The following is a 21,678-nucleotide window of genomic DNA, read 5'->3' on the forward strand; positions in this document are numbered from 1 at the left end:
AAATTTGATTTATTTATTCTTGAGACTTGCTAAAGGTCAAAATCACATTTTGTAAAGGACAAAAAAACAGGGTTATGAACATTCGAGAAAACAAAAACACAGGCATTGGTAATGCAATTTATTTATTAATTGGATTACCATTAATTTTAATCATTTTCAGCATATCAGATGATAGTATTTCATGGTTAGACTATACCAATATGGTCATATACATTGGTAGTAGTATAATTTTTAGCTTAGTACTTGATAGATTTTTTCTAAATTATTATACAGTTCCTTTTGTCATACAAAGGGCTCCGCAAAAATCGTATCAATTCCCAAAAATAACTACTCGTAGTTCTCATAATTATAATGAAGTTTCTAGGGGAACTTCAAGAAAAAAAGTAAATCATCACTCAAAAAAGAAAAGGGAATTAAAAACAACAAAAACCATTACAAATATCCCATATCTAGAAGAAGTGTTTTCAGAGTTTGATAATGATGTATTACAACGTGCACCCATGCAAACTATATCTATTTTAAGTTACTTTGCTACTTCTTTATTCGGAAAGAATAAGGTAGATGCTGTATTATGGGATATTGTAGAAAATTGTATTTCGCACCTTCATCTTGAGGATTGTGTAATATATATGCTTGATAAAGAAAAAAAATATCTAATTCAAAAAGCAGCATTTGGTAATAAAAATAATGGTGAGAAAAAGATTGTAAGTCCTATTAAAATAAAAATTGGGGATGGAATCGTAGGAGATGTCGCGAAAACCAAAGATTATAGGCTTATTGATGACCTTAGAAAGAATTCAAATTACATTGTAGATGATGTTTCTCGTTTATCCGAATTATCAGTCCCAATATGTATCGATGGCACTATAGTTGGTGTTTTAGATTCTGAGCATTCAGAAAAAGATTTTTTTACAAGTGATCATGTATTTCTATTTCACCTCATCGCAAAACTTACTGAAAAAAAATTGAAACAGATATGTGGACATAATACCACTTGTCGTATCACAAACGATAATATTTATTATAAAGAACTTGAATTTTTAATGAAAGAAGCAAAAATATATCATGACCCTAATTTGGGTCTGGATAGTGTGGCCAAAAAATTGAAAATAAGTAGTAATTATTTATCTCAGTTAGTAAATAAACTAACCGGGAAAAATTTTGCGGATTATATCAATACTTTCAGAGTTGAAGACGCGAAGGAAAAATTAAGAAACCACAATTTTGTAAACTATACAATCATTGGAATAGCATTAGAATCCGGTTTTAATTCTAAATCCACTTTTTATAGTGCTTTTAAAAAACTTACAGGAATCTCTCCAAGCAGCTATAGAAAGAATGGCTAAAGTTGTCCTGTTTTTTTGAAATTCAAACTTTCTGGACATTCAACGATGGTACTCTTAGTACTTTTTTACAAAAATAGACTAATGGATAAATCAATTTTTAGAATCACTCTTATAGCTATGCTGATATCAGGGTGTTCAGATGATGACAAAGACATTGTACAATCGTTGAATCAAAATCCAGAGAATTTTACAGTACAAGCAATTGAAATCACGAATAATAGTAGTTTACTTACTTGGGATGCGGTAACAGATCCAGATGGGGATACTGTTACATACACTGTTTTTTTAGAAGAAAATCAAGTAGCCTCTCAATTAACAGCAATACAATTTTTATTGGAAGATTTATCAGAACATACTACGTACTCAGGCAAAGTAGTTGCTTCTGATGGAAATGCAGGCTCTTCTGAAAGTAATTTCAGTTTTTCTACTACTACAAGCTCTACTAACGAAATTGGAATTGCATGGGAGCGATCCTTTGGAGGCTCTCGTATTGATATAGCTAATTCAATACAACTTACAAGCGATGGAGGGTATATTGTTGTAGGAACTTCTCCATCTGATGATGGTGATGTTGGAGGAAATAATGATGCCGATGGTTATATTGGAGGAGACATTTGGGTTGTTAAATTAAATAGCTCTGGAGATTTGATGTGAGAAACCAACATTGGAGGTTCTTTGGATGAAGAAGGAAAGAGTATTCAGCAGACTACTGATGGCGGATATATTGTTGCGGGAACTTCGAATTCTCCTGAATTTGACCATAATGGGAATTTTGATTTTTGGGTTGTAAAACTTGATGCTTCTGGAAACCTTGTTTGGGAAAATAGTTATGGAGGAAGTGGAAATGATAGTGCAAATTCTATACAGCAAACTACCGATGGCGGATATATAGTTGCAGGTTTTACGAGTTCCTCAGATGATGATGTAAGCGAAAATAATGGAGCTCTGGATTACTGGGTTATCAAAATTGATGACTCTGGAATTTTAGAATGGGAAACAAATCTTGGAGGAAGCGAAGCTGATATTGCCAATACTATTAGGCAAACAAATGATGGAGGATATATAATAGGTGGGTACTCTGAATCATCAGATTTTGATCTAAATGGAAATAATGGAGATAGAGATTATTGGGTTGTAAAACTTGATGCTTCTGGAAATTTTGTTTGGGGAGAAAATTTTGGAGGTACTCTTGAGGATATAGCTAATGACATAAAGCAAACCTCTGATAATGGTTATATCGTAGCAGGATTCTCAGAATCTTCAGATGGTGATGTAAGCAGTAATAATGGAAATAAGGACATTTGGATTATGAAACTAAATTCTTCTGGCCAATTAATGTGGGAAACTAATTTAGGAAGTTCAGAAAGTGATAATGCGCAATCTATTCAAGAAACAATGGATCAAGGGTACATTCTTGCTGGAAATTCGGGAGCTAGTGATTTTGATGTTAGCACTAATAATGGTGGATTTGCAGATTACTGGGTTGTGAAACTTAATGCTTCAGAAGAAATTTCTTGGGAGATTAGTGTGGGAGGACCTGAAGGAGATTTTGCAAATTCCATTCAACAGACTAATAATGGTTATATAGTAGCGGGTTATGTAAAAGGTTCAGGACAAGATATTAGTGGTATGGGCAAAGGTCAATGGGATTATTGGATAGTAAAACTAGAATAGTTTGATCAATACATTATTAAATATCCTTATCATATAGTTTCAATGTAATGATTAGGTTTTTTTGTCCAATTGCTTTTCATTACTATCGGATCCTCATTATACAATCCAACCATCCTAATGAGGATCCTTTTTTATCTAGCATATTTATCCGGATTTTTTGATATTCAATCTTATCGGACATTCATAAGAATGCTTCAATGTAACTTGAATGCATAAAAAAAAATAGCATTCTAATGAAAAACCGATATTGCCAGCTATACAGTTTTCTTTTTATATTGTTTTTCTTGTCCAGTTGCGAACCAGAAGAATTAATAAATAATGGAAACACCGCTGTATCAGACCAACAAATATCTTCAAAAAACACTAGTTTTTCGAGTGTTACTGTCAATGAAGAAACTCTTTATGGTGGGAGATCAGCTCACAGTTCTACAGTATTTAATAAGAAAATGTGGCTAATTGGCGGAATTGAAAATCAAACAACCTTCAATGATGTTTGGTGTAGTGAAGATGGGTTGAACTGGAAAGCTATAAATCCATCAGCCAATTTTGATCCCAGATATGGACATGCAATGACAAGTACTAAAAACCGTATGTGGATAGTAGGTGGTATGCAGGGAGCCAATTTATACAATGATGTATGGCAAAGCAAAAATGGCAAAGAATGGGTTCAAGCTACAGCAAACGGTCCTTTTTCTCCTAGAAGATATCACACTTTTACCAGTTTTAATGGAAGAATGTTCCTAATAGGAGGACGAAGCCAAGCAACTATAAATGGTGATGTTTGGGTAACAGATGGGAATGATTGGAACTTGATCACCAATTTAGCTCCGTTCGGAAGGCGATATGGACATGCAACAGTAGTATACAATAATCGAATCTGGGTGATTGGAGGGATTGATCAAAACAATAATTACTTGAATGATGTTTGGTACTCAGATAATGGATTTGTATGGAATCTAGCATCTCCTAACACGCAATTTTCTCCAAGAAGACATCATGCGGTAACGGCTAATGAAAAAGGAATGTGGCTTACTGCAGGAGTTGGCCCTAGTCATAATTATTTTAATGATATCTGGTTTAGTCAGGATGGAATTGCTTGGGAATTAGTAAATGTTAAAGAAACTTTTTCGCCAAGAGCCTATCACTCCTCAATGTATTTTGATGAGAAATTATGGGTTTTAAATGGGTTTAGAGTAAACATAAATGCTCCTAATGACTATTATGATGATGTCTGGGGATATAACTAAACACTTACGATGTATGTATGAAACATTTAGTAAAAAACGAGGGCAATGCATTGCTTTTTATGTAAAACCTAAATTAATATTATAAAGTCATGAAATATTTATTATTTATTTTAACTTTTTGCGTTAACATTAGTGTAGCGCAGGACAAAAGTACAATTACAGTAATTGGGGAAGCCACAAAGACAATCAATATCAATAATTATGTGGTAAATGTCGAATTCAGAGAGATTTTTGCAGATAATTATGGAAATAGTGAAGCAAAAAGTGTAGAACAACTGGAAAAAGAATATGCTTCCATGTTAAGCAAAGAAGGTGTTGATTTTAGTAAATTTAGAGAAGATCTGATGTATAGAATTACATCTCATGAATATACGAATGCGAGGTTTTATTTTTATGTTACTACCTCTTTAGAAGAAGTTCGTAAGATTTTAAGTAAGAAAATGAAAGGGTCGAATTCTAGAATAGATATTATTGCCAAACAAATGACGAATGAAGAAAGTAGCGTATTAACGAATTTTGCAATAGAAGACGCAAAGGATAAAGCACAGAAAATTGTCGAAAAGTTGAATAAAAGAATTGGTACAATAAAAACTATAGAAGATATAAACTACAAAACCCAAAATTATTATAGTAATAGAATTAAAGAACCCATTAAATATCATGTAAAAGTTACTTTTGAGATAGAGTAATATCTCTAAAGAAAGGTTTTTGTTTTAAAAAAAGAAATGAAGTTTCGTAAAACACATATTATAAGTACTATGCTGTTTGTTTTAATTTGTACAGGTTGCAGTAAGAATGCTCATAAATTAAAGCCAGTATCTACTAATAGTCCAATTGAAAAAGAATCAGTTTCAAAATTGGACACATTACATGTTGGATATACATATTGGTGGCCACAGACAGGCCCATTTATAGGAAACTGTGGAGAACGATATAGTTTAGTGTTTTTAGGTATTGTTGATCAAGTTTATGAAAAGAAAAAAGAAGAACATTACGTTTCTCAAAAAGGAGTCATAAAAATTAGTGATGTACTATATGCAACTTCACTTGCAAAAGATACTTTTAAAGAGGAAAACTATTTTGTTTCTGATTGTTTTGCTCAAAGTGATATAACAAAAGGAGATAAAGTTGTTGTATTTTGCTATGAATATGAGGGTAAATTCAGCAATCCCGGTGGAAAATCTATACTCAAAATTAAAGACTATAACTCCCCTATCGTAAAATCTGTAGAAGAGTACATTAAATCTGATCAAAACCCCTTGGCTATAAAAGAAGATGTCTCTTTATGGAAGCAACATCAATTAGATACTTCTTTAAAGCAGCTTATTTCTTGTAAAGAATTACATTAGTTCTATTTCATCACCGGTAATTACCCCTAAAAAAGTCCTGATTTATTGAATTTCAAACATTTCGGATATAGAGATAAGCCCTTCATTTTAAGTTTGTGACATAATCATAAATACTTTTATAAAATGAAAGCAATGAAAAATTTAATTGGATGTCTGGTAGTTCTTTTATTATCTGTAAGTGTTATTTCTTGTGAAGGAGAAGATGGAGCTGTAGGACCTCAAGGAGAACAAGGGCCTCAAGGAGAACAGGGTGATCAAGGAACTCAAGGAGAAACAGGAACAGCAAATGTTATCTATTCAGATTGGATAACTAATGGTTTTTCTCCTGGTGGTGGATTACTTCAAAAAATCGCTACACTTGCGGATCAAGATGAAATTACTGCTTTAAATATAGACTTAGAGACTAGCGCCGTTTTAGTATTTGGTAGAGGAGATAACTTAATTTTTACTGGTGTTGAGGTATTCCCTCTTCCTTACACAACAGGATCAGGAGTACGATATACTTTTACTATCAATGATGGAGAGATTAGACTAGTTGGTTTTGCTCCTGGTTCTGATAACAATGATTTTGATGATTTTGACGAGTACAAATATATTATCATTCCTGGAGGACAAGCCGCTGGTAAATCCGCTCAGTATCTTGAAAAGATGTCTTATAAAGAAATAACTGATTTTTTCAATATTAATGATTAGATATTAGAAGTTATTCATGATTATATTGAATATTTCTCTATACAGAAATAAAACTCCTTTTCTAATAAGTTTCCTACTACCCCTTTTTTAAAACAGTGAGTTTTGGAGACAAAACTTGCTGTTTGAGACTGAGACTTCAACAAAATAAGAAAATAAAACTATGATAATTTACGGTAGCAAAGCAGTACATATATCCTCCAAGCAATCGACTGAATCAAGTTGTCCCAGTTGTGGAACTAAAGGTTCATTGACATTATCTGTATTTAGGAGACATGCTCATATTTTCTGGATTCCCTTATTCCCGATAGGAAAAAAGGGATTATCTCAATGTCAGCATTGTAAAAATGTCCTCTACACAAAAGAAATGCCCGCATCTATTCGAAAAGAATATGATGAATTAAAAAGCAAAGCTAAAGGGCCATTTTGGCAATTTACAGGCTTAGGAATACTGATAGTTACAATTATTTGGGCAGCATTATYGGCGAAATAGTAAGTTGATCCACTATTAATCGCACAAGTGCATAATGTTGCTTATCAAAAAATGAAATAAAGATGAAAAGAATAAAACAAATAGGAGCATTACTCTTTTTGGTAATTATCCAGGCCTGCAATAATGATGACGATACAGTTACTTTAGAAGTATTAAACATTAAGTATGAACAAAGCACATTTGAGATCGGTTTTTTAGAAGAAGGGCAAACTTTAGTTCCAGTAGTAGATTGGCTAGGAGAAAAAGGCACATTCTCAGCAAGTTCTTTAACATCAGACGAAGTAGATCTTGTTGATAGCTCCGTTTTTATTGATTCTGAAACAGGTGTACTAAGTTGGAATAACTTTTTACCGCTTGGTGAAAGTAAAATAACCATTTCGGCTTCTAATCAATTCGGAATAGGAATGACCGAAATAACGATTAACAATGAGTTTAATGGTAGATTTGGATTTTTTACTGGAGGATTTAATAATGATACATCAGACGATCCTTTTATATCCGGTTTTGATAATGACGTGCTTCTACAACTACGTAACGATGGTATTGTAACACTACTTTCTGAATTCGATTCAACTGTTATTGGTGATGGTCTTTGGGCTTCAGAGGGAAATGAAATTATAGTTGTATACACACATATTGATTATCCTGGAGAAGATCTGGTAATGAAAGGGGTTTTAGTGCATGAAATAAATAGTGATCCACCAATTGTTTTTTCTGGTTTGTGGGGAAAAGGATTGGATGAAAATGATAATATGGAAGAGTTGATGGGAGCATTTAGTTTTAATGACAGCCTGTAAAAAGCAATTCTTTTATTAAAAAATAAGAAAAATGAAAAAAACAATATACAGTTTACTATTGATTAGTCTACAGTTTGCTTGTAGTAATGATGATGATTCTTCAAACACATTAAATATTAACTATGATCAAAGTATTGTCGAGATTACATTTCGACAAGCTGGAGAAACAACGGCTCCACAAATAAATTGGTTTGGAAATGAAGGAACATTTTCTGCCACAACTTTAACAATGCCTGGCGATGATGATTTGGTAGGTAGAGTAATCTTTATAGATAAACTGACAGGTGTTATCTCTTGGGATAATCGAGTTCCTTTAGGAGAAAAAGATATTATTATCACTGCGGTTAATGCTACTCAAACAGCTACTGAAAGGATCACACTAATAAACAATTTCAAAAATGGTTTGTTTATTGGAGGGTTTAATACGGATACTTCCGATGAACCAGATTTTTCAGGAATCATAAATGATACTAGTATGGTATTATCAGAAGATGGAACAGCTGATTTAATTGCGTCGGATGGATCTAATTTTGAAGGTGTAGGAAATTGGACAGCAGACGGCTCTACAGTAATTGTTAATTTTTCTACCAATGAAAGTCCACCAAAAGAAATTGTTATGGTAGGTTTTATGTTTGCTTCAAGCGGAGGTTTTGAAGGTCGATGGGGAACAGGTTTGAATGAAGATAATGAAGTAGAAAATGTGATGGGATTATTCAGTTTTGAGAATGACTAGCTCATTTTGAGCAACCCTCTTACAAAATTGAAGTACCTTAGTGTCAAAATCATTTGCGTATGACACTTACAATGAGTATTCCGGCATTGCTTTTTCCTGCGATTTCTTTGACCATGTTAGCTTATAATGCAAGATATCTAGCAATAGCAGCACTGATAAGACAATTACACAAAGAATATCTAGATGCTCCATCAAAAAACACGGGATTACAAATTAAGAACTTGAGAAAACGATTGTGGCTCATAAGAAATATGCAAGCAATAGCAATTATCAGTTTTCTTACTAGTGTAATCACAATGTTTTTATTGTATGTAGAAAAAAATAACTTAGCCAATATAATATTTGGAATAAGCCTTTTTGCATTAATGATTTCACTTTTTTTATCATTTGTTGAGGTGCAAATTTCCACCAAAGCATTGTCAATAAGGTTAGATAGAATAGAAGAAAATAATTAGAAATTCTTATCTTGTTAGGATATTTATTTTTAACCAACCTTAGATGCTCCAGAATGAACTTTTTAATAATGTAATGCAAGATTTCAATACGGGTTATTGGCAATTGCTGAAGGATCCGTATAGAGAAAATTGGTCAGATAAATTTTATGAAGTTCTAGGATATTCCAAAGAAGATGTTCAGTCGAATTTTGATTATTTCATAGCTAAGCTTATCCATGAAGAAGACGTAGCACTTTTCAGGGATAATTTCCTTAATTATCAAAACAATAATATCAATTTTAAGCAGCACATTAAGATTCGTAACAAAAATGGAAAGTATCTATTGTTTCGATGTGCTACGAATGATGAATTACCAGTAAATATAAAAGCTGGAATACAATTTTTATTTTTTTTCGAAACGAAAATAGAGCCTGATCGAACGATAAAAAAGGATAACTTTTATTATAAAGAGACAGCTCAGATGACTTCTACCGGAAGTTGGTATGTAGATTTTCAGAAAAAAGAAAGCTATTGGGATTTTGAAACTTACAGAATTTTAGAATATCCTGAGGATTATAAACCTTCTTTAAAAGATTCAGCAGATTATTACGCTGAAGATCAAAGACAACTTGCAGCAGATTGCTTTTTTAATTGTGCTATGATGGGAACCCCTTTTAATACTGAAATTAAAATGGTTACCGCTACCAAAAGAGAGTTTTGGGCAAGAGCAATCGGAAAACCAATTTATAATGAAGGTAAGGAAATAATAGGTATTCGAGGTGTTTTTCAGGATATAGACGAAATTAAAAGAAAAGAAATTAGTCTACAGAAATCAGTAGATATTATAGCTGCTCAGAATTCAAGGCTATTTAATTTTGCACATATCGTTTCTCATAATCTCAGATCACATACTAGTAATTTGTCGTTATTAGTTCAACTTATAGAAGACATTGAAGATCCTAAAGAAAAAGAAGGACTCATAAAAGAAGTAAAGACAATTTCTGATAATCTGAATACTACGATAGAACACCTTAATGAAGTTGTAACCATACAAACAAATAATAAGCAAGAAAGAGTTTCTGTAGAATTTAAAGAAGCACTTAACTTAGTGGTTAATGGAATTAGCCATATGATTAGTAATAGTAATTGCCAAATTCGTTCTGATTTTAGTGAAATAAGACAAATTGACTATATACCTGCTTATTTAGAAAGTATCTTACTGAATTTAATTACGAATGCTATCAAGTACAAACATCCTGATAGAGATCCTGTAATTATTATAAAAACATATAATGAAAATGGTGATAAATATTTAAAAGTTTCAGATAACGGAAGAGGAATAGATTTGGTTCTTTTTAAGGATAAAGTTTTTGGTATGTATAAGACCTTTCACTATAATAAAGATGCTGTTGGCATTGGATTATTCATGACCAAAAATCAGGTGGAATCACTAGATGGTTCTATAACGGTAGATAGTGAAGTCAATGAAGGAACAACTTTTACTATAAAATTTTAAACACACAATTCTTATATAATGGGCGATAAAATAGGAATAGCATGTATTATCGATGATGATAGTGTCTATGTAAATTTGGTAAAACGAATAATTGAAGCCAAACATCTTTGTAAAAACTTATTGGTTTTTGAGAATGGAAAAGAGGCCTTAAACTATTTCGAAGCTATTCTGAGTAATATGGATGAGGAAAATCTACCAGAAATAATTTTTCTCGATTTGAATATGCCTGTAATGGATGGATGGCAGTTTTTAGAACAATTTTGTTCTATTAAAAATAAGTTTGGGAAAGTTATTACGCTCTATATTGTGAGTTCTTCTATCAACCCAGTAGATATTCATAAAGCAAAAAGTATCAAAGGAGTCAAAGACTATTTAATTAAACCTATAACCATTGAAGATTTAGAAGTTATTTTTAGTACTTCTACCTAAAAACAAAAAGACTTCTGATGATAATTCAGAAGTCTTTTTGCATGTATAAATTCTATACTCTTTTACATGAGTGATACTCTTAAGGTATTTACCATTCCTTTTTCTGCTACTGGCATAGCTGCAAGGTTAATAAGCATGTCACCTTTATCTACAAAACCTCTTTCTAACGCTAGATTATTAACATCATGAACGGTTTCGTCGGTACTCACATATTTATCATAATAAAATGCTTTCACTCCCCAAAGAAGACTAAGTTGTGAAAGTATTCTTCTATTGCTTGTAAATACTAAAATATGAGCTCCAGGTCTCCATGCAGAAATCTGAAAAGCCGTATAACCACTATTGGTCAAAGTACAGATAGCTTTGGCGTTAATATCATTTGCCATATGAGCAGCATGATAACAAATCGATTTAGTGATAAATCTATTTGTTCTTATGTGTGGAGGATCCTGCGGAACCTGAATAAGCTCAGAGTTCTCTACACTATTGATAATTTTTGTCATCGTAGCAATAACCTGAACAGGGTATTTACCTACCGAAGTTTCTCCAGATAACATTACCGCATCAGCTCCATCCATTACAGAATTGGCCACATCGTTTACTTCTGCACGTGTTGGAGTTAAGCTATCAATCATAGTCTCCATCATTTGTGTTGCAATAATTACAGGGATCCTTGCAGTTTTAGCTCTTAGCACTAATTTTTTCTGAATTAAAGGAACCTCTTGAGCAGGAATTTCTACTCCAAGATCTCCTCTTGCTACCATAAGTCCATCACAATAGGCAACAATCTTATCGATATTTTCGACACCTTCCGGTTTTTCGATTTTGGCAACAATTGGAATTTTATGCTTACTATGTTCTTTGATAAGATCTTGTAACTCGATAAGATCCTGTGCATGTCTAACAAAAGATAAAGCAATCCAATCTACTTCTAGGCTACAAGCAAAAATGGCATCTTTAACATCCTTTTCAGTAAGTGCTGGTAAAGAAATATTAGTATTCGGTAAATTGACTCCTTTCTTCGATTTTAAAGGGCCTCCTTGAATCACTTTAGCTTTAACAGTATCTTTATTATTTGAAGAAAGAACTTCAAAAATTAATTTCCCATCATCCAGTAAAATTCGTTCTCCTGATTTTACATCTTTCGGAAAATTATCATAATTCATATATACACTTTCCGAAGTTCCTTCAAAAGGTTGTCCAGTAACAAAATTTATAGAATCTCCATCATTAACAATGACATCACCTTTCATGACACCAACTCGTAATTTGGGACCTTGTAAGTCTGCTAAAATAGCTGCATTAAATCCATGTTTAGCATTTAAGTCACGGATCATTTTTACACGCTCCTTTACATCTTCATAATCGGCATGAGAAAAGTTGATCCTAAAAACGTTTACACCTGCTTCTAGCATTTTTTTTAGGACATCTTTCGTGCTTGTAGCGGGTCCAAGCGTTGCCACAATCTTAGTTTTTTTGGAGTTTGGCATTATTCAAATATTAAGTTGTTCTTTGATTTAAGTTGAGTATAATCCACAGTATAAGCTGTTACAATCTGTGGAATAGTAAGTAAATTTGCTATGAGAGATTTACTTGAAAACTGAGAAGTTTCAGCTTCTATTTTTAAAAAATAATCTACATTTTTTAGTTCAGGAATAAGATATTCAGAAATAGCCCGATCGGTAGCGGTTGATGCGAATAAACCTTCAGTCGCTATAGTGTCAGATTTAATTTTTGTTTTAAATTTATTTCCCAAAAGACTATATGTATTGTATCTAAAATGATCATGATATTGAAACAAAGGAAAATTTGCCGTGTACATATCATATTCAAAATTGACATCTTCTTTTTTTCTGAAAAGACGTAAATCCATATATTTATTTAATACAAAAGCTAATCGATATGGAGCTAATGAACTATGAACTGCAATAAGCTCATAATCATCATCCAGAATAGTATCTAAAACTAGCCTTTGAATTGCCATTAGAATTTACGGTTTTTCTATAATTATCGAGAAATATACAAATAAAATCTCCTTAGAAGTTTAATAAAAGATAAAGATATTATACGAAAACGATTGAGTTAGTATCTTTTAGGAAACTGGATGCCAAATGAAGGATAAAATGCGAATTTAATAACCTATTAACAGCTTATTGAAATAGAAATGAAAGAAAAGCTATATTTTATGGAAAATTGATTTTGGACTGAAATGCAAAATATGCTCTTTTGGAGGCTTTTTCTTCTGCTTTTTTCTTAGAGGTCGCTCTGGCTTTTGCCACTACTTTTTCATCAATCCAGAGTTTTACCGCAAAATGTTTCATTTCATCTTTTCCAGTATCCTCATAGATTTCATAATTAAAATTCTTTTTAACTTTTTGACACCATTCTATCAATAAACTCTTATAACTAATAATCTGCCCTTCCAGACTTTCTATATCTACATAGGGATTAATAACAGATTCATGTATAAAGCGTTCACAATAAACAAAACCCCTATCTAAATAGATAGCACCAATCAAAGCTTCAAATAAATTACCGTGGATATTTATTCCAAATTGAGATTTTGGAATATTGGTTCGAACAAGATCTATTAATTTAAGATCTTTTCCTAATTCATTTAAGTGTTTCCTACTTACTACTTTGGCGCGCATTTTAGTAAGATAGCCCTCATTGCCCTCAGGAACTTCTTTAAATAAGTGTGCGGCTATAACACTGCTTAGCATGGCATCTCCAAGAAATTCTAATCTTTCGTAGTTGATTGCATTTCCTTTTTTGTCCTTAAGATTGAGAGATCTATGCGTAAAAGCTTTTTCATAAGGACCAATATTCTTAGGTTTAAAACCCAAAATATTCTGAATTTTAGAAAAAAAATTCCCGTTCTTATCAGAGCGGGAATTTAATATGTTGCGAATAACACTCATTATTATTCGTCTAATTTTTTAAATAATACACAAGCATTATGACCTCCGAAGCCAAATGTATTGCTCATAGCGTATGTAATTTCACGCTTTTGAGCTTTATTTAAGGTCAAATTCAACGTAGGATCTATATTTTCATCCACAGTTGTGTGATTGATTGTCGGAGGAACTAAACTATTTTGCATTGCTAGAATAGAAGCAATAGCTTCAATCGCACCAGCAGCACCTAGTAAGTGTCCAGTCATAGATTTTGTTGAATTTATATTAATGTTCTGCGCGTGATCACCAAATACCTTTGTAATTGCTTTCAATTCTGCAACATCTCCTAATGGTGTAGATGTTCCGTGAGTGTTTATAGCATCAACTTGTTCTGGTTGAACACCTGCATCTCTTAAACAGTTAAGCATTACACGTTCTACTCCAATACCATCAGGATGTGGAGCGGTCATGTGATAAGCATCACTAGACATTCCGCCACCAACAACTTCTGCGTATATTTTAGCACCACGTGCTTTTGCATGTTCATATTCTTCAAGAATTAAAGCGCCACCACCTTCTCCTAAAACAAAACCATCTCTGGTTGCATCAAAAGGTCTGGAAGCGGATTCTGGACTTTCATTTCTTGTAGATAGTGCGTGCATTGCATTAAATCCTCCCATACCAGCAATAGTAACTGCTGCTTCACTTCCTCCGGTAACAATAATATCGCAATGTCCTAAACGAATATAGTTTAATGCATCTATCATTGAATTTGCCGAAGAGGCGCAAGCAGAAACCGTGGTATAGTTTGGTCCCATAAAACCATTTCTTATCGAAATATGTCCTGGAGCTATATCAGCGATCATTTTTGGAATAAAAAATGGATTGAAACGAGGAGTTCCATTTCCATTAGCATATCCAATTACTTCTTCTTGAAAAGTTTCTAATCCACCAATACCAGCACCCCATATAACACCAACTCTAAATTTGTCAACCTTCTCAAGGTCAATAGCAGCATCTTTAATTGCTTCTTCTGAAGCAACAATAGCATACTGTGCGAATTTGTCTAGTTTTCGTGCGTCTTTTCGATCGAAATAATCTGTGGGATTATAATTTTTGACTTCGCAAGCAAATTTAGTCTTGAAATTTTCGGTATCAAAATAAGTGATGGGAGCACATCCGCTCTTACCATTTGCTAATCCATCCCAATACTCTGAAATGTTGTTACCGATAGGCGTTAATGCCCCTAGTCCTGTGACTACAACTCGCTTAAGATTCATATTATATTGTGAAGTTATTACTTTGCGTCTTCAATATAAGATATTGCTTGACCAACTGTTGCAATGTTCTCAGCTTGATCATCTGGAATCTGAATATCGAATTCCTTTTCGAATTCCATAATCAATTCTACAGTGTCTAACGAATCAGCGCCTAGGTCGTTTGTGAAGCTAGCCTCAGTTACAACCTCGTTTTCGTCTACTCCTAATTTGTCAACGATTATCGCTTTTACTCTTGATGCAATGTCTGACATAATGTTTAATTTTAATTTTTTAATTAGGTCGCAAAAATAAAAAACTTTATTTTAAAACCCCACAATCCTATAAAAATGTATTTGTAATTTGTCAAATATATGGAAGTATTGGCTTTTTGCTGCCTAAAAATGGATAATAATTATTTTTTTTGTGCTCTCTAAATTAACACTCTAACTCTATGAAGCGTATCATAATTTTTGCTTCCGGCTCTGGTACCAATGCCGAAAATATAATTAAGTACTTTCAAAAACGAAAAAATGCCGTGGTAACACATGTGTTCTCTAACAACCTGCGTGCCAAAGTTTTAAAACGCGCTCATGACTTAAATGTACAGGCGTTACACTTTGACAAAGAGTCATTTTACGACTCTAATGAAGTACTAAATGTATTAAAAGATGCAGAACCTGACATCATTGTTTTGGCAGGTTTCTTATGGATATTTCCTAAAAAGATTATTGATGTTTTTCCTGATAAAGTGATTAATATCCATCCAGCATTGCTTCCGAAATATGGAGGAAAAGGTATGTATGGAAATCATGTACATGAAGCTGTAATCAGAAATAAAGAAAAAGAAAGTGGAATTACAATTCATTTTGTGAATGAGCATTATGATGAAGGAGGTATTATTTTTCAGACAGAAACGACCATAAATGAGAATGATTCTGCCGAAGATTTAGCAAAGGCAATTCATACATTAGAATATAAATACTTTCCTGTCGTTATTGAAAAGGTGTTAGGTTTAAGAGATAAAATCTAATACTTTCAGTAGATAATATTCTTTAGTTAAGAACTCTTTAAATAATACGCATACTAAATTTATAGTTGTCAAAAACATGGCTAAGAAAGAAAAGTTTTATGTTGTTTGGGAAGGGCATAGACCCGGAATTTATAATAAATGGAATGATTGCAAAGCAGCTGTTAAAGGATATGCCAATGCAAAATATAAATCTTTTGAATCTTTCGATTTAGCGAAAAAAGCTTACAATGGGAATTATGAAGATTATAAAGGAAAAAGCAAACCCAAAGCCTCACTTACTCCAGAACAACTTTCAAAAATAGGGGAACCCAATTTATACTCTATTGCTGTGGATGCTGCTTCAAGCGGAAACCCCGGTAAAATGGAATACAGAGGAGTCGATACGCAAACGGAAAAACAATTATTCCATCAAGGACCTTTTCCGCAAGGAACGAATAACATTGGTGAGTTTTTAGCATTAGTGCATGGATTGGCATATCTCAAAAAGAAAGGGAGTGACAGAATTCTGTATACAGATTCTAAAATTGCCATGGGTTGGATTAGACAAAAAACTTGTAAAACCAAACTAAAGAGGTGTGCTAAAAACGCAGCAATGTTTGACTTAGTAGATCGCGCTATCATTTGGCTTAAAGAAAATACCTATACTACAAAAATTGTTAAGTGGGAAACTAAAGCTTGGGGCGAAATTCCAGCAGATTTTGGTAGAAAATAACATCTATTTTTAAAACCATTTTAACAAGCAGGATCTGTAAGTTAATTGCAGGTTTATACTACTAAGCTTTTGTGATAAAAACTGTTTGATATGCAAAAGATTTGCTTTTTAGTACTGTTAATACCTTTTCTTAATTATAGTCAAGAAAATTGGGATCTCGTAAAAAACAAAGATCAAATCAAGATATGGGTAAGAGATGTAGCAGATAGTCCTTTTAAAGAGTACAAAGCCACAACAATAATAGATACAGCGTTGGATAATGTCTTGGATGAACTACTAACAGCGCCAGCGTATATGAATAATTGCCAGGAAGGAATAAGTCATCTTATAAAAGTAACTAACAAAAAAGAGTATTTATTTTATGTTAGGAATGAGTTTCCATGGCCTATCAAAAATCGTGATGTGGTTTCTAAAATTAATGTACAAGAAATATCCAAAAACATTATTAAATTAAATATTGATGCAGCTCCTAAACAATTGCCTATTTTAAAAAACACTTTACGAGTTCAAGAACTGTCTGGGTTTTGGTTATTAGAAAATCAGGGAGATCATGTAAAAATAACACAGCAACTATATATAAATCCAGAAGGAACCTTGCCTCCTTTTATAACAAACACTTTGTTAATTTCTGGGCCGTTTAGAACTTTTACTGAGCTAAGAAATAAATTAGAAAATGTAGATTCGTAATGATGATGTTATAAGTCTTTACTTTATATAGAATTGCTTGAAAAGTAAAGTGTATATTTGCAAAAAATTATTAAGCTATTTTATGAGCAAATTACTTATAGTAGGTTCTGTCGCTTTTGATGCTATAGAGACACCTTTTGGCAAAACAGATAAAATATTGGGTGGCGCAGCACCTTATATTGCCCTTTCTGCTTCAAACTTTAATATTCCCTCTGCAATTGTTTCGGTCGTAGGAGAAGATTTTCCTAAAGATTATTTCAAAACATTAGAGGCAAAAAATATTGATACCTCTGCAATAGAGATTGTAAAAGGAGGTAAAACTTTTTTCTGGAGCGGTAAATATCATAATGACTTAAATTCAAGAGATACTTTAGAAACACAATTGAATGTATTAGCAGATTTTCAACCTGTAGTTCCTGAAAGTTACAAAGATGCGGAAATAGTGGTATTGGGTAATCTTAATCCATTGGTACAACTAAGTGTTTTAGAACAGTTTACTACGAAGCCTAAGTTGGCTATACTAGACACTATGAACTTTTGGATGGAAGATGCTTTTATAAACGACTTGCATAAAGTGATTGCTAAAGTGGATGTGATTACCATCAATGATGAAGAAGCAAGACAATTAAGTGGAGAATACTCCTTAGTAAAAGCAGCAAGAGTAATAGAAAAAATGGGACCAAAGTATGTGGTAATTAAAAAAGGGGAACACGGAGCTTTGTTATTCCATGAGGATCAAATTTTCTTTGCTCCAGCATTACCGTTAGAAGAAGTTTTCGATCCTACAGGAGCTGGTGATACTTTTGCAGGAGGTTTTGCAGGATATTTAACCAAAACTGGAAACCTTTCTTTTGAAAACATGAAAAATGCTATAATTCATGCATCGAATTTAGCCTCGTTTTGTGTAGAGAAATTTGGAACTGAAAGAATGGAAAATTTAGAAAGAGAAGAAGTTCAAAAACGACTTCAGCAGTTTAAGGAACTAACACAATTCGAAATAGAATTGTCTTAATTATAAAATGATCAAGCCTTCTCATTTATGTGTGAGGGCTTTTTTAATTAGCAATTTAATTGGATAACCTACTACAACACAACAATAGAATTTTTGGAATACAATGAGTGATGCCTTAAAACATGAATGCGGAATAGCATTTATTAGATTACTAAAACCATTAGAATATTACAAGGAAAAATATGGTAGTGCATTTTATGGAGTAAATAAAATGTATCTTATGATGGAAAAACAGCATAATCGCGGACAAGATGGAGCTGGATTTGCAAGTGTAAAATTAGATACGCCTCCAGGACAACGATACATAAGTAGAGTACGATCTAGTGCATCACAACCTATTCAGGATATTTTTTCTCAAATAAATGAAAGGATAAATAAAGAATTGGTAGAAAATCCTGAGTATGCAGATGATGTAGATTTACAGAAAAAAAACATCCCATATATTGGAGAGGCATTACTAGGACATGTGCGATATGGAACTTTTGGTAAAAATAGCGTAGAAAGTGTACATCCATTTTTAAGACAAAACAATTGGATGCATCGTAATCTTATCGTGGCAGGTAATTTTAATATGACGAATAATAACGTATTATTTGAAAATCTTGTACGATTAGGTCAGCATCCAAAAGATCATGTGGATACGGTAACAGTGATGGAAAAGATAGGCCACTTTTTAGATTCTGAAGTAGCCAAACTTTATAAAAAACTTAAAAAAGAAGGTTTTAGTAAGGTAGATGCTTCCCCTCAAATTGTAGAAAGATTAAACGTGGCAAAGATCCTTAAGAAATCCTCCAAAGACTGGGATGGTGGTTATGCGATGGCTGGAATGTTAGGACATGGAGATGCATTTGTTCTTAGAGATCCTGCAGGAATAAGACCTGCTTATTATTATCAGGATGATGAAGTTGTAGTCGTAGCTTCAGAAAGACCTGTGATTCAAACCGTATTTAATGTTCCTTTTGACAAAGTGATTGAATTAGATCCAGGAAAGGCAATCATTGTTAAGAAAAACGGAAAAACAACTATAAATAAAATTATAGACCCCTTAGAAAGGAAGGCATGTTCCTTTGAGCGTATTTATTTTTCCAGAGGAAGTGATGCTGAGATTTATGAAGAACGAAAAAATCTAGGAAAGCTAATAATGCCACAGGTGTTAAAAGAGATTGATCATGATACTGTAAATACAGTGTTCTCTTTTATTCCTAATACAGCTGAAACCTCTTTTTATGGAATGGTAGAAGCAGCACAAGATGAACTTAATAAGCAAAAAAACGAAACCATACTTGCTGAAAAAGATTCATTAACAGATGAGCGATTATCAGAAATCCTTTCTACAAGATTAAGAACTGAGAAGTTAGCAATAAAAGATGCTAAACTACGAACATTTATTACGGAAGATAGTAGTAGAGATGATTTAGTTGCCCACGTATATGATGTTACATATGGAGTGGTAAAACGAGAAGAAGATAATCTGGTAATAATAGATGATAGTATTGTAAGAGGAACTACTCTTAAAAAGAGTATCATTAAAATGCTGGATAGATTAAAACCTAAAAAAATAATTATAGTTTCATCAGCACCACAGATACGTTATCCTGATTGTTATGGAATCGACATGGCAAGACTTGAAGGGTTAATCGCATTTAAAGCTTCTTTAGAATTATTAAAAGAGAATGGTAATTATGGCTTAGTAGAAGAAGTTTACAAAAAATGTAAAGCCCAAGAAAATTTAGCCGATGAGCAAGTTCATAATTATGTAAAGGAAATATATGAAGGCTTCTCCGATCAGGAGATTAGTGATAAAATAGCAGAGCTGTTAAGTGATGAAACAGTAGGTGCAGAAATAAAAATAATTTATCAAACAGTAGATAACCTGCATAAAGCATGTCCAAAAAACTTAGGAGACTGGTATTTTACTGGAGATTATCCTACAGTTGGAGGAAATAGAGTTGTAAATAAGGCATTTATTAACTTTTTTGAAGGAAAAGATGAAAGAGCATATTAAAAAACAAATTAGCGCGCTGTTAAAATCAGTTAATTTGTGTATTTCAACAAGTATTTTAGCTTTTCATCTAAAACATTTTTCCACAATGAAATAACGCTTTATATTAGCAGAGCCATAGCATAAGTAGGTTAAGTTCATGGTAGATTTGGGGCAAAAAAAGGTGGACTTTCCACCTTTTTTTATTTTATATACTTTTTTAGTTATCCATTCCATTATTTTATCACTATTCTTTTATTTAAAACATGATGTTCTTTATCATATAGACGAATGAAGTATGTTCCTTTCGCATAACCTCTAACATCTATGAAAAGATTGTTTTCAAGCGTTTTTATGCTTTGGTTTTTAATGATTTTACCAGAAACATTTAGAATTTGATAACTATCCATAATCTGATCACCAACATTAATAGCTATTACATCTTGAGCAGGATTAGGAGAGATTATTATATCAGAATCATTCGCACTGAAATCAACAGTGCTTAAAGTAGCATTATATAAATCTTGTAAAGCATCAATTGGTTCAAAAATTGTCGAGGTCACCCATACATTTAGATCCAAAGTCAGATTTCCGTAACTATTATCAGTATCATTTGGGTCAGCCACTCTGATGTATGCTGATGCAGAGCTTATACCATTATTTAAACATCTTTCATCTGCTCCAGGTCTTTTGGCGCCTTGCATTGCCGCCATCAGTTTATCCGCTAACGAACCATTAGTATTTAAAAATGCAGTTTCCATATCGGTTATTACATCTTCGGAAATAAGAATATTTCCTGCAATTGCATAATTAGGTCCTGTAACATGAACAAATTCTCTAAAACAATCTGTACCTGTATATCCAGCACTTCTTGGACTTCCTCCATTAAGATCAACAGCAATATATTGCCTTGTTGAAGGATCGTTATTTATGTCATTATCCACAAGCCAATCCATAATTTGTTGTGGAGAATCCCCTGCTTCCATCCTGTCGGTTGCATTATTTTGATTTCGAGGATCCCAAAAAGACTGTGTGTTAATAGCTCCTTTGCCCAGTACGATTACACTAACAGTTTGCGCACCATCTTCAGCGGCAATACAAGTGGCACCAGCACTTCCTATTTCTCCTGTATCAGGATCTACGGCTACAATTGAAAAGGTGTGTTGAGCAGAAGATGAGAAACTTAAAAGTAAAATACAGGCAACACAAAAAAACAGTTGACTGAGTGTTTTCATAATTATGAGTTTTAAGTTAAGAGAGTTTTCTATACTAATAACAGCTATCAACAGTTTTTCCCTATACTAAAATCATTATATGATACATTATTTAACAATTAGAAAAAGGTCTAAAAAAAACCACCAAACTTTACAGGTTTGGTGGTTCTCTATTTTA

Annotated in this window: 24 protein-coding genes; 18 read left to right on the forward strand and 6 right to left on the reverse strand. The window is 32.9% G+C overall.

Features of this window, described 5'->3' with window-relative positions; all coding sequences use genetic code 11:
• Positions 1-74 precede the first annotated feature (74 nt).
• From GBO31_RS25755 to GBO31_RS25815, 13 genes are all read left to right on the forward strand, one after another.
• Complete coding sequence (locus tag GBO31_RS25755) at positions 75-1,346, forward strand: helix-turn-helix domain-containing protein (RefSeq protein ID WP_219011513.1); 1,272 nt, start codon at positions 75-77, stop codon at positions 1,344-1,346.
• An 81-nt stretch (positions 1,347-1,427) separates the two neighbouring features.
• Positions 1,428-2,000 carry a fibronectin type III domain-containing protein gene (locus GBO31_RS25760; protein WP_219011514.1) on the forward strand — a complete coding sequence of 191 codons (573 nt, stop codon included), beginning with the start codon at positions 1,428-1,430 and terminating at the stop codon, positions 1,998-2,000.
• Positions 2,001-2,021: 21 nt separating this feature from the next.
• Entirely contained in the window at positions 2,022-3,020 is a 999-nt protein-coding gene (locus GBO31_RS25765) for a hypothetical protein (protein ID WP_219011515.1), read from the forward strand.
• A 233-nt stretch (positions 3,021-3,253) separates the two neighbouring features.
• Positions 3,254-4,267: a Kelch repeat-containing protein gene (locus GBO31_RS25770; RefSeq protein ID WP_219011516.1), complete on the forward strand. Its 1,014-nt coding sequence runs from the start codon at positions 3,254-3,256 to the stop codon at positions 4,265-4,267.
• A gap of 89 nt (positions 4,268-4,356) precedes the next feature.
• Positions 4,357-4,956 (forward strand): SIMPL domain-containing protein, encoded by a 600-nt coding sequence (locus tag GBO31_RS25775; protein WP_219011517.1) that lies wholly within the window; start codon positions 4,357-4,359, stop codon positions 4,954-4,956.
• A gap of 36 nt (positions 4,957-4,992) precedes the next feature.
• Positions 4,993-5,616: a hypothetical protein gene (locus tag GBO31_RS25780; RefSeq protein ID WP_219011518.1), complete on the forward strand. Its 624-nt coding sequence runs from the start codon at positions 4,993-4,995 to the stop codon at positions 5,614-5,616.
• 132 nt (positions 5,617-5,748) lie between these two features.
• On the forward strand, positions 5,749-6,309 hold the full coding sequence (locus GBO31_RS25785; RefSeq protein ID WP_219011519.1) for a collagen-like protein: 561 nt from the start codon (positions 5,749-5,751) through the stop codon (positions 6,307-6,309).
• A gap of 160 nt (positions 6,310-6,469) precedes the next feature.
• Complete coding sequence (locus GBO31_RS25790) at positions 6,470-6,799, forward strand: zinc-ribbon domain-containing protein (protein ID WP_219011520.1); 330 nt, start codon at positions 6,470-6,472, stop codon at positions 6,797-6,799.
• A gap of 62 nt (positions 6,800-6,861) precedes the next feature.
• Positions 6,862-7,596 (forward strand): hypothetical protein, encoded by a 735-nt coding sequence (locus tag GBO31_RS25795; RefSeq protein ID WP_219011521.1) that lies wholly within the window; start codon positions 6,862-6,864, stop codon positions 7,594-7,596.
• A gap of 31 nt (positions 7,597-7,627) precedes the next feature.
• Positions 7,628-8,329 (forward strand): hypothetical protein, encoded by a 702-nt coding sequence (locus GBO31_RS25800; protein WP_219011522.1) that lies wholly within the window; start codon positions 7,628-7,630, stop codon positions 8,327-8,329.
• Positions 8,330-8,388: 59 nt separating this feature from the next.
• A complete protein-coding gene (locus GBO31_RS25805; RefSeq protein WP_219011523.1) occupies positions 8,389-8,784 on the forward strand; it encodes a DUF2721 domain-containing protein in 396 nt (131 codons plus the stop codon).
• 43 nt (positions 8,785-8,827) lie between these two features.
• Positions 8,828-10,279, forward strand: coding sequence for a PAS domain-containing sensor histidine kinase (locus tag GBO31_RS25810; protein WP_219011524.1), 1,452 nt, complete (start codon positions 8,828-8,830; stop codon positions 10,277-10,279).
• A gap of 18 nt (positions 10,280-10,297) precedes the next feature.
• Positions 10,298-10,708, forward strand: coding sequence for a response regulator (locus GBO31_RS25815; RefSeq protein ID WP_219011525.1), 411 nt, complete (start codon positions 10,298-10,300; stop codon positions 10,706-10,708).
• Between the two features lie 62 nt (positions 10,709-10,770).
• Here the strand turns inward: GBO31_RS25815 and pyk are convergent, their stop codons facing one another.
• From pyk to GBO31_RS25840, 5 genes are all read right to left on the reverse strand, one after another.
• A complete protein-coding gene (gene pyk / locus GBO31_RS25820; protein ID WP_219011526.1) occupies positions 10,771-12,198 on the reverse strand; it encodes a pyruvate kinase in 1,428 nt (475 codons plus the stop codon).
• Positions 12,198-12,692, reverse strand: a complete 495-nt coding sequence (locus GBO31_RS25825) for an IPExxxVDY family protein (RefSeq protein WP_219011527.1) — start codon at positions 12,690-12,692, stop codon at positions 12,198-12,200. The genes pyk and GBO31_RS25825 overlap by 1 nt, the downstream gene beginning before the upstream one ends.
• A gap of 199 nt (positions 12,693-12,891) precedes the next feature.
• A complete protein-coding gene (rnc, locus tag GBO31_RS25830) occupies positions 12,892-13,629 on the reverse strand; it encodes a ribonuclease III (RefSeq protein WP_219011528.1) in 738 nt (245 codons plus the stop codon).
• A 2-nt stretch (positions 13,630-13,631) separates the two neighbouring features.
• Positions 13,632-14,885: a beta-ketoacyl-ACP synthase II gene (gene fabF / locus GBO31_RS25835; RefSeq protein WP_219011529.1), complete on the reverse strand. Its 1,254-nt coding sequence runs from the start codon at positions 14,883-14,885 to the stop codon at positions 13,632-13,634.
• Positions 14,886-14,902: 17 nt separating this feature from the next.
• Positions 14,903-15,136 carry an acyl carrier protein gene (locus GBO31_RS25840; protein WP_027394586.1) on the reverse strand — a complete coding sequence of 78 codons (234 nt, stop codon included), beginning with the start codon at positions 15,134-15,136 and terminating at the stop codon, positions 14,903-14,905.
• A gap of 179 nt (positions 15,137-15,315) precedes the next feature.
• Between GBO31_RS25840 and GBO31_RS25845 the strand changes: the two genes are divergently transcribed.
• The 5 genes from GBO31_RS25845 to GBO31_RS25865 all read left to right on the forward strand — a co-directional run bounded on the left by GBO31_RS25845 (position 15,316) and on the right by GBO31_RS25865 (position 20,310).
• On the forward strand, positions 15,316-15,894 hold the full coding sequence (locus tag GBO31_RS25845) for a phosphoribosylglycinamide formyltransferase (RefSeq protein ID WP_219011530.1): 579 nt from the start codon (positions 15,316-15,318) through the stop codon (positions 15,892-15,894).
• A gap of 76 nt (positions 15,895-15,970) precedes the next feature.
• Complete coding sequence (locus tag GBO31_RS25850; protein ID WP_219011531.1) at positions 15,971-16,606, forward strand: viroplasmin family protein; 636 nt, start codon at positions 15,971-15,973, stop codon at positions 16,604-16,606.
• Positions 16,607-16,696: 90 nt separating this feature from the next.
• Positions 16,697-17,293: a hypothetical protein gene (locus GBO31_RS25855; protein WP_219011532.1), complete on the forward strand. Its 597-nt coding sequence runs from the start codon at positions 16,697-16,699 to the stop codon at positions 17,291-17,293.
• 82 nt (positions 17,294-17,375) lie between these two features.
• Positions 17,376-18,305 (forward strand): PfkB family carbohydrate kinase, encoded by a 930-nt coding sequence (locus GBO31_RS25860; protein ID WP_219011533.1) that lies wholly within the window; start codon positions 17,376-17,378, stop codon positions 18,303-18,305.
• Between the two features lie 103 nt (positions 18,306-18,408).
• The gene (locus GBO31_RS25865; RefSeq protein ID WP_219011534.1) at positions 18,409-20,310 is read left to right on the forward strand and encodes an amidophosphoribosyltransferase; all 1,902 of its coding nucleotides are present in this window, start codon (positions 18,409-18,411) and stop codon (positions 20,308-20,310) included.
• 212 nt (positions 20,311-20,522) lie between these two features.
• Here the strand turns inward: GBO31_RS25865 and GBO31_RS25870 are convergent, their stop codons facing one another.
• On the reverse strand, positions 20,523-21,521 hold the full coding sequence (locus GBO31_RS25870; protein WP_219011535.1) for a DUF1028 domain-containing protein: 999 nt from the start codon (positions 21,519-21,521) through the stop codon (positions 20,523-20,525).
• Positions 21,522-21,678: the final 157 nt, after the last annotated feature.

The organism is Aquimarina litoralis (assembly GCF_019295435.1).
GTDB classification, from domain to species: domain Bacteria; phylum Bacteroidota; class Bacteroidia; order Flavobacteriales; family Flavobacteriaceae; genus Aquimarina; species Aquimarina litoralis_A.

Bases quoted from the DNA above. Each gene is read 5' to 3' on its own strand.
- rnc (WP_219011528.1), bottom strand. From the start codon at position 13,629: ATGAGTGTTATTCGCAACATATTAAATTCCCGCTCTGATAAGAACGGG.
- GBO31_RS25795 (WP_219011521.1), top strand. From the start codon at position 6,862: ATGAAAAGAATAAAACAAATAGGAGCATTACTCTTTTTGGTAATTATC.
- GBO31_RS25805 (WP_219011523.1), top strand. From the start codon at position 8,389: ATGACACTTACAATGAGTATTCCGGCATTGCTTTTTCCTGCGATTTCT.
- GBO31_RS25865 (WP_219011534.1), top strand. From the start codon at position 18,409: ATGAGTGATGCCTTAAAACATGAATGCGGAATAGCATTTATTAGATTA.
- GBO31_RS25870 (WP_219011535.1), bottom strand. From the start codon at position 21,521: ATGAAAACACTCAGTCAACTGTTTTTTTGTGTTGCCTGTATTTTACTT.
- GBO31_RS25840 (WP_027394586.1), bottom strand. From the start codon at position 15,136: ATGTCAGACATTGCATCAAGAGTAAAAGCGATAATCGTTGACAAATTA.
- GBO31_RS25785 (WP_219011519.1), top strand. From the start codon at position 5,749: ATGAAAAATTTAATTGGATGTCTGGTAGTTCTTTTATTATCTGTAAGT.
- GBO31_RS25815 (WP_219011525.1), top strand. From the start codon at position 10,298: ATGGGCGATAAAATAGGAATAGCATGTATTATCGATGATGATAGTGTC.
- GBO31_RS25845 (WP_219011530.1), top strand. From the start codon at position 15,316: ATGAAGCGTATCATAATTTTTGCTTCCGGCTCTGGTACCAATGCCGAA.
- GBO31_RS25860 (WP_219011533.1), top strand. From the start codon at position 17,376: ATGAGCAAATTACTTATAGTAGGTTCTGTCGCTTTTGATGCTATAGAG.
- GBO31_RS25755 (WP_219011513.1), top strand. From the start codon at position 75: ATGAACATTCGAGAAAACAAAAACACAGGCATTGGTAATGCAATTTAT.
- fabF (WP_219011529.1), bottom strand. From the start codon at position 14,885: ATGAATCTTAAGCGAGTTGTAGTCACAGGACTAGGGGCATTAACGCCT.
- GBO31_RS25800 (WP_219011522.1), top strand. From the start codon at position 7,628: ATGAAAAAAACAATATACAGTTTACTATTGATTAGTCTACAGTTTGCT.
- GBO31_RS25775 (WP_219011517.1), top strand. From the start codon at position 4,357: ATGAAATATTTATTATTTATTTTAACTTTTTGCGTTAACATTAGTGTA.
- GBO31_RS25810 (WP_219011524.1), top strand. From the start codon at position 8,828: ATGCTCCAGAATGAACTTTTTAATAATGTAATGCAAGATTTCAATACG.
- GBO31_RS25850 (WP_219011531.1), top strand. From the start codon at position 15,971: ATGGCTAAGAAAGAAAAGTTTTATGTTGTTTGGGAAGGGCATAGACCC.
- pyk (WP_219011526.1), bottom strand. From the start codon at position 12,198: ATGCCAAACTCCAAAAAAACTAAGATTGTGGCAACGCTTGGACCCGCT.
- GBO31_RS25855 (WP_219011532.1), top strand. From the start codon at position 16,697: ATGCAAAAGATTTGCTTTTTAGTACTGTTAATACCTTTTCTTAATTAT.
- GBO31_RS25780 (WP_219011518.1), top strand. From the start codon at position 4,993: ATGAAGTTTCGTAAAACACATATTATAAGTACTATGCTGTTTGTTTTA.
- GBO31_RS25760 (WP_219011514.1), top strand. From the start codon at position 1,428: ATGGATAAATCAATTTTTAGAATCACTCTTATAGCTATGCTGATATCA.
- GBO31_RS25825 (WP_219011527.1), bottom strand. From the start codon at position 12,692: ATGGCAATTCAAAGGCTAGTTTTAGATACTATTCTGGATGATGATTAT.
- GBO31_RS25770 (WP_219011516.1), top strand. From the start codon at position 3,254: ATGAAAAACCGATATTGCCAGCTATACAGTTTTCTTTTTATATTGTTT.